1 protein-coding gene is annotated in these 322 nt (G+C 76.4%); it reads left to right on the top strand.

Annotation, left to right across the window (positions count from 1 at the left end):
- The coding region (locus C7C45_RS33300; protein WP_167454917.1) for an HAD hydrolase-like protein at positions 1 to 322 on the top strand (322 nt) is incomplete at both ends.

The raw sequence follows: 322 nt of genomic DNA, 5'->3' as shown, positions 1-322 counted from the left end.
TCGACGCGTGGTTGGTCTGCCCGCACGACGACGCGGACGGCTGTGACTGCCGCAAGCCGGCGCCCGGCCTGGTGCACGCCGCCGCCCGGGAGTTGGGTACGACACCGTCCCGGTGCGTACTGGTGGGTGACATCGGCCGGGACGTCGCCGCCTCGCTGGCCGCGGGTGCCGCGGGGGTGCTGGTGCCGACACCGGTGACCCGGCCGGAGGAGGTCGCCGCCGCCGGATGGGTGGCCAACGACCTGCCGGCGGCGGTGGAGGAGATCCTGCGCCGCCAAGAAGCCGTGCAGCCCGCCACCCCACCCGGCGGTCCGGTGCGCAC

Origin of the sequence: Micromonospora arborensis, from assembly GCF_003205615.1 — a bacterium.
Taxonomy (GTDB): Bacteria; Actinomycetota; Actinomycetes; order Mycobacteriales; family Micromonosporaceae; genus Micromonospora; species Micromonospora arborensis.
Note: the sequence above shows the minus strand (reverse complement) of the source record. Positions and strands in the feature narration are given on the sequence as shown.